Below are 6,934 nucleotides of genomic sequence, written 5' to 3' on the forward strand. Positions count from 1 at the left end.
CTGCAAACCGCCCGAATAGCCCGCCATGCCCGCCATGCCACCCGCCCCTGTCCTCTGTTGTCCGGGATGTCGGGTGGCACTGTCCCAACCCGGGAAGGGGTCGATGGTCCGCGGAGAAGAGGGGGACGAACCGGCCGCGCGGCTACGGGAGGGCGGAAGGCCCGTCCCCCGTTGGCATCGGGCGCCTTCAGCAACGGCGCGGCACCCCGCGCGGGTTCACTCGTACGGTGGGCCCGCCTCTCGCCCGCGGGCGGCGCACGGATGGCGCACGGTCGCAAAACCGCGGCGGGCTCAAGAGTGCACAACGCCAATCATTGCCCGGAGTCACCCTCCGTGATACACAGAGTGACCATACGCGTACCCGCATACTCCGGTTCACGACGCAGGTCAGGACAGTCGGATCGGTCAAACGTGCGGGGATCGGGTAAAGAGACCCGCCAAGTCGGCATACGAGGCCGGTTCCATCAGCGAAGATAGAAGGCGATCCGTGCCGCCGGGCGCGGGCACTTAACAACCCAACAGGGGCGGTGAGTTGCATGGACGTGGAAGCCGAGAAGGGCGACATCAACACCATCATCGGTGGTATCGCTCCGAGCTGGGGGCCCTTCGGGAACCTGGGCACCGAGGCTCGCATCATTGTCGAGGTCGTGATGGCCATCGCCATCCTGCTCTGTCTCGCCATCGCGATCTGGGGTGCCGCCAAGCAGCGTATCGGCGCGACCGCGCTGCGGGACACCTTCAGCGCGGAGCAGGGCAAGGGCCTGATCGTGGCCGGCCTGACCGGCGTCTTCATCATCGGGTCCCTCGGGACAGTCTTCACGATTGTGTACGGGATGGCCGTTTAGCGCCATATCGGCCATGTCCGATCCGCACCGGGTACGCCCGTACGCCGGTCCACTCTCAACACCATCCGTCCGCGCGCCCATCCGCCGAGGTTGCGTCTCCCTGATGTCGAGTCACCACACCGCGCCCGCGCGGAAACCAGCGCTACCGTCGTACGCGGTAGCGCAAGCGGAAATGCACACGGTTGAACCGGTCGAGGGGGCGGACGCGGCATGAGCTTCGGCGATGAGCACGGCCACGGGGGCGACCCGGGCCGTACGACGGACGACAGCTTCGGCGGGATGGGCCAGACACGGACACGCCTGCCGGACGGCGGGGGCGGCGACGGTTACGGGGGCGGCCGACGGCCCCAGCGGAGCTCGCGCTCGCTCATCGCGGTGGTGGGTGTGGTGGTGCTGCTGATCGCGGCTATCGCGTTCGCGAACCGCGGGGGCGGCGGCGACTCCGGCGCGTCGGGCGCCGGCGGCGGCGACGACAGAGCGCAGGGCTCGGAACCGACGTCGGCGTCGGGGGTGAAGCCGGTGACGGGGAAGAGCGGGGGGATTCCGTCGGGGTTCGCGAAGGATGAGCAGGGGGCGGAGAGTGCGGCGGCGAATTACGCGGTGGCTCTGGTGTCCGCCGACATCCTGCGCCCCGCGGCCCGCGAGCAGATCATGCGTCAGCTCTTCGCGCCCGACAAGGCGGCGGACCTGGAAGCGAAGTTCGACGCGGCGTACGACAAAGCATTCCTGGACAAGATCGGTCTCGACGAGAACGGCAACGCCGCCGAGGGCCTGACCTACGTCTCACGTACGGCTCCGGTCGGGACCAAGGTCACGCAGTTCACGGACAGTTCCGCCACCGTGGAGGTCTGGTGCACGGGCGTGTTCGGCACGGCCGGCGTCAGTTCTACGAATCCGGTGACCAACGACTGGTTCACCATGACGCTCAAGCTTCAGTGGGTGGGCGACGACTGGAAGGTCGAGAGCTTTGCCCAGAAGGACGGTCCGGCACCGGTCAACGCGGACCGTACGGCCTCCAACGCCGATGAGATCGCGAAAGCTGTCGAGGAGTACGGAGGCTTCACCTATGCCCGGTAGCCGTCGCCTCTCGCTCAAGATCGCCGGTGTTCTCGCCGTGGTGCAGACCTCTGCGGTGCTTCTGGCGACACGGGCCGTCGCAGCGCCGACCCCCTCGCCCACACCCACGCCGTCCAACGACGAGAACTGCGACCTCATCGTCGGCCCCGCCCGCGACTTCTGCGACAACGGCGAAGCCGGCAGCAGCAGCAACAACTCCCCCCTCAACGACCCCACCAGCGCCCTCGACCCCCTCACCTCCCTCGCGCGCGGCTGCGCCGACGCCGCCGCGTGGACCGTGGACACCCTCTCCAAGGCCGTGAAGGAGACCGCCACGGTCGACTTCACCAACACCGCCTTCCTCTCCCAGTACGCCGTCGTCTTCGCCGCCGCCACCATCCTCACCCTCATCCTCTGGCTCCTCGCCGTCGCCAAGCGCGCCATCCGCGGCGTCCCCCTCACCACCGCCATCTCCGAGGCCATCGGGTTCCTCTGGCTCACCGTCCTCGCCTCCGCCTTCACGCCGCTCATCCTCTACACCCTCGTCTCCGCCACCGACGGCGTCACCGAAGTGATCGCCGGCGGGACCAGTGGGCAGACCGATGTGTTCTTCGGGACGTTCTCCGAGGCGCTGAAGAAGGACACCGAGATCGGCGGCGGGCCGATCATGCTGATCGTCGTGTCCCTCGTGACGATCCTCGCGGCCGGCATCCTCTATCTGGAGCTGTTCATCCGGGCGATCCTGCTCTACGTCGGCGCCCTCCTCGGCGTCGTCGTCTACGCCGGGCTCGTCGACAAGAACATGTGGGGCCATGTACGCCGCTGGGCCGGGCTCATGATCGCGGTCATCATGGTGAAACCCGTGATCGTCATCGTCCTCGGCCTCGCCGGCGCGCTGACGTCGTCCGACGACGGGCCCGACTCGTTCTCGGCCGTCGTCTCCGGGCTCGCCATCATCCTCCTCGCGATCTTCGCGTCCGCCATGATCTACCGCTTCGTCCCCGGCTTCGGCGACGAGATCGCGAGCGCCCGCAGCAACGCCAAGCTGTCCACCGACGGCGGCCGGGCCGCCGCCGTGATCAGTTCGCCCGCCGGTGTCGTCTCGCAGGGCATCAAGACCCACAGTGGCCGAGGCGGCGGCGGTGAAAGCGGTGGTGGCGGGGCACGCCCGTCCAACCCCGTCTCCGGCGGTGTCGCCGCCCACAGCAGCCGCCCCTCATCGGGCGGCAGCGGCGGCGGAGGTGGCGGCGTCCCCTCGCCCGCCTCCGCGCCCCGTCCCAGCAGCCCCACCAGCGGCACCCCCCACAGCAGCCGCAGCAGCCACGGCAATCGCGGAACCGGTAACAACAGCACAGGAGGGGGAGGGCGTTGACGATTCAGTCCCATCCCATCGCGCCCCGCCGTACGTATCTCATCGGCCGCGCGCGGCCGAACGCGATCGTCGGCAAGAACCGTGAGACGGGCGAGATCGCGCTGATCATCGCCGGCGCGTTCCTCGGCATGATGAGCGGGCTCATCGTCCCCGTCCTGTCCCTGCGGATCGTGACGCTGCTCGGGTTCCCGCTCCTCGCGCTGGCCGCGGTGTACGTCCCGTACAAGCACCGCACCATCTACAAGTGGTTCGAGATCAACCGCAGTTTCAAACGGACCCTGCGCAACGGCACCACCTACCGCTCCGCCGCGATGGAGTCCGGCACCGCGGCCGACGGCCGTGAGGTCGAGGTCGGCCCGCCGCCCGGTATCGGGCGGATCAACTGGCTGGCCGCGCCCTTCGGTCCGGACGAGATCGCCGTACTGCTCCACGCCGACCGCCGCACCGTCACCGCCGCCATCGAGATCGAGGGCCCCGGCGTCGGCCTGCGCGACAGCGAGGACCAGGAAGCGCTCGTCGACCGCTTCGGCACGCTCCTCAAGCATGTCGCCAACGGCGACGGCTTCGTCACCCGCCTCCAGATGCTCGCCCGTACGCTCCCCGCCGACCCCGACGCGCACGCCAAGGACGTCGCCCAGCGCGGCGACTCCGCGTCCCCGGGCTGGCTCCAGGAGTCGTACGAGCAACTCCAGTCCATGGTCTCGACCTCCAGCGAGCAGCACCGGGCCTACCTCGTGGCCTGCATGCACTACACCCGCGAACTGGCCTCCGAGGGCCAGGCCATGGCCCGCGCCACCCGCCAGGCCGCCGGCGGCAAGGGCCGGGGCCGCAGGCTCGACAAGGACGCCGGTCTCGCCGTCGTCATGGCCCGCGAGCTCACCGACATCTGTGCCCGTCTCGCGGAGGCCGACATCCGCGTCCGGCAGCCGCTCGGACAGGCCCGGCTGGCCTCCCTCGTGCACTCGATGTACGACCCGGACCACCCCATAGACCACATCCAGGCCATGACGAAGAGAAACGCCTGGCCGGCCGAGCTGGACGCCATGGAGCCCACGTACCTCCAGGCCAAGACCCGCGAGTCGTCCACCCGCGCACCCTGGTGCCACTCCACGGCCTGGGTGAAGGAGTGGCCGATGACCCCGGTCGGCGTCAACTTCCTCGCCCCGCTGCTCGTCCACACGCCCGACGTGATCCGTACGGTCGCGGTCTGCATGGACCTGGAGCCCACCGAGGTCGCCATCGAACGGATGCTCACGGAGAAGACGAACGACGAGGCCGACGCGAGCCGCGCCGCCAAGATGAACCGCACCGTCGACCCGCGCGACATCGCGGCCCACGGCCGGCTCGACCAGCGCGGTGAAGATCTCGCCAGCGGTGCGGCGGGCGTCAACATCGTCGGATACATCACGGTGTCGTCCCGCTCGCCCGAGGCCCTGGCCAGGGACAAGCGGACGATCCGGGCGTCGGCCGGCAAGTCGTATCTGAAGCTGGAGTGGTGCGACCGCGAGCACCACCGGGCGTTCGTGAACACCCTGCCGTTCGCCACCGGCATCCGCCGATGAGCACCCTCCGCCGACCGACGACCGCCGCTGATAGGGGCCTGTGATGCGAGATCCCATGTCCGCCTTCACGGACGCCTTCACCAGCTTCCTCTTCGGGAAGGTGGAGACCACCCGGCTCCCGGTCCGTACGTCGACCGGCCAGGCGCAGGCCGTCTATCTGCCGACCGCGGCCCCCGGCCTCGGCGACTCGGGCGTCATCATCGGCCGCGAGGTCTACAGCGGCAAGGGCTACATCTACGACCCCTTCCAGCTGTACGGTCAGCAACTCCCCGCCCCCCACTGGCTGGTCCTCGGCGAGTCCGGCAACGGCAAGTCGGCGCTGGAGAAGACGTACGTCCTGCGGCAGCTGCGCTTCCGCGACCGCCAGGTCGTCGTGCTCGACGCCCAGGGCGAGGACGGCGCCGGCGAGTGGAACCTCATCGCGCAGGAGCTGGGTATAACCCCCATCCGGCTCGACCCGATGGCGGCCCTGGACGGCGGCATCAAGCTCAACCCGCTCGACCCGGCGATCACCACGACCGGGCAGCTCGCCCTGCTCCGCACCATCATCGAAGTCGCCATGGGCCACGGCCTGGACGAACGCTCCGGATTCGCCCTCAAGGTCGCGCACGCCTACGTGAACTCCACGATCGTCGAGCGCCAGCCCGTCCTGATGGACATCGTGGAGCAACTGCGCCACCCGGAGCCGGAGTCGGCCGAGGCGATGAACGTGGACATAGACGACGTACGGGCCTGGGGCCTGGACGTCGCCCTCGTCCTGGACCGGCTCGTCGACGGTGACCTGCGCGGCATGTTCGACGGCCCGACGACCGTCGGTATCGACCTGGACTCGCCGCTCATCGTCTTCGACCTCTCGCACATCGACCGCAACTCGATCGCGATGCCGATCCTGATGGCGATCGTCGGCGTCTGGCTGGAGCACACCTGGATCCGCCCCGACCGGAAGAAGCGCATCTTCCTGGTCGAGGAGGCCTGGCACATCATCAACTCCCCCTTCGTCGCACAGCTGTTCCAGCGGCTCCTCAAGTTCGGCCGCCGGCTGGGCCTTTCGTTCGTGGCGGTCGTCCACCACCTCTCCGACGTGGTCGACGGCGCCGCCGCCAAGGAAGCCGCCGCCATCCTCAAGATGGCGTCGACCAGAACGATCTACGCCCAGAAGGCGGACGAGGCACGGGCCACCGGCCAGGTCCTCGGGCTGCCGCGCTGGGCGGTCGAGATCATCCCGAGCCTCACGCCCGGTATCGCGGTGTGGGACGTCAACGGCAATGTCCAGGTGGTCAAACACCTGGTCACCGAGGCCGAACGCCCCCTGGTCTTCACCGACCGCGCGATGACGGAGAACAGCCAGGCTTCCGACGCCTCGGACGCCGCCGACGCCATGACCGGCGGGCTGCCCGACGACGTACGGGCCGCCGAATGGGAGGCGGAACAGCGCGCGATCCTCATGGAGCAGCAGCGGTTGAACGCGTCCTCCGAGTCGACGGTGGCCTGAGCGGCGTGGCGGCTGGTGGCGGATCCGGGGCCGGACCCGGTGAACAGCGCGGGGTTCCGGACGGACTGATCCTGGGCGTGCTGGGCTTTCTGCTCGGGGTCACACTGTTCGCGTGGACGGCGACGGGCTTCGCCGCGCTCTTCGCGCACGGCTCGTGGCCGGACTCGGTGACCTTCATGCGTACGCCGATGGCGGTACGGCAGCTGGTCTCGGCCCCGGACGACCTCCCGGCGGCCTGGCCGGACACCCCGCCGGGCGAGCTGTCCGGATACGGCCTGTTCTGGGGCCTGTTCATCGGCGAGCTGATGGTGGCGGCCGTGCTGACGGTGTTCGTGCTGGGTGTGGTGACCCGCTGGCGGGCGCTGCGTACGGTACGGCTCCGGGAACGCGAGCGGGCACAGGAGCGGGCTCGCGAGCGGGCGGAGGAGTCGGCGGAGGAGCGGGCCGCCGCGCGGGCGGAGGAGCGCGTACGGGACGCACCGGCGCCGTACGTACCCGCGGCGCAGCCGGCCCCGGCTCCGGTGGCACCGACCCCGCCGCCCCCCGCCCCGGTCGAACAGGCACCCGTCGAGCGGGCACCGGCTCCCCGACCCGCCGAACCTGTCTC

Annotated in this window: 5 protein-coding genes and 1 pseudogene; all 6 read left to right on the top strand. The window is 69.7% G+C overall.

Translation table 11 applies throughout. The annotated features are described in order from the left end of the window. Window positions 1-536: 536 nt before the first annotated feature. The gene (locus P3L51_RS34095; protein ID WP_189110607.1) at window positions 537-845 is read left to right on the top strand and encodes a DUF8827 family protein; all 309 of its coding nucleotides are present in this window, start codon (window positions 537-539) and stop codon (window positions 843-845) included. Between the two features lie 210 nt (window positions 846-1,055). Beyond that, window positions 1,056-1,922, top strand: coding sequence for a DUF8175 domain-containg protein (locus tag P3L51_RS34100; protein WP_354609233.1), 867 nt, complete (start codon window positions 1,056-1,058; stop codon window positions 1,920-1,922). Beyond that, the gene (locus tag P3L51_RS34105) at window positions 1,912-3,273 is read left to right on the top strand and encodes a hypothetical protein (RefSeq protein WP_354609234.1); all 1,362 of its coding nucleotides are present in this window, start codon (window positions 1,912-1,914) and stop codon (window positions 3,271-3,273) included. The genes P3L51_RS34100 and P3L51_RS34105 overlap by 11 nt, the downstream gene beginning before the upstream one ends. Then, a complete protein-coding gene (locus P3L51_RS34110) occupies window positions 3,270-4,835 on the top strand; it encodes an SCO6880 family protein (RefSeq protein ID WP_354609235.1) in 1,566 nt (521 codons plus the stop codon). The genes P3L51_RS34105 and P3L51_RS34110 overlap by 4 nt, the downstream gene beginning before the upstream one ends. Window positions 4,836-4,878: 43 nt before the next feature. Next, window positions 4,879-6,327 (top strand): ATP-binding protein, encoded by a 1,449-nt coding sequence (locus P3L51_RS34115; RefSeq protein ID WP_354609236.1) that lies wholly within the window; start codon window positions 4,879-4,881, stop codon window positions 6,325-6,327. 5 nt (window positions 6,328-6,332) lie between these two features. Further along, window positions 6,333-6,934 (top strand): annotated as a pseudogene (locus P3L51_RS34120) (type VI secretion protein); the annotation flags it as partial.

The sequence above is a fragment of the Streptomyces panacea genome (assembly GCF_040560175.1).
Lineage (GTDB): Bacteria > Actinomycetota > Actinomycetes > Streptomycetales > Streptomycetaceae > Streptomyces > Streptomyces panacea.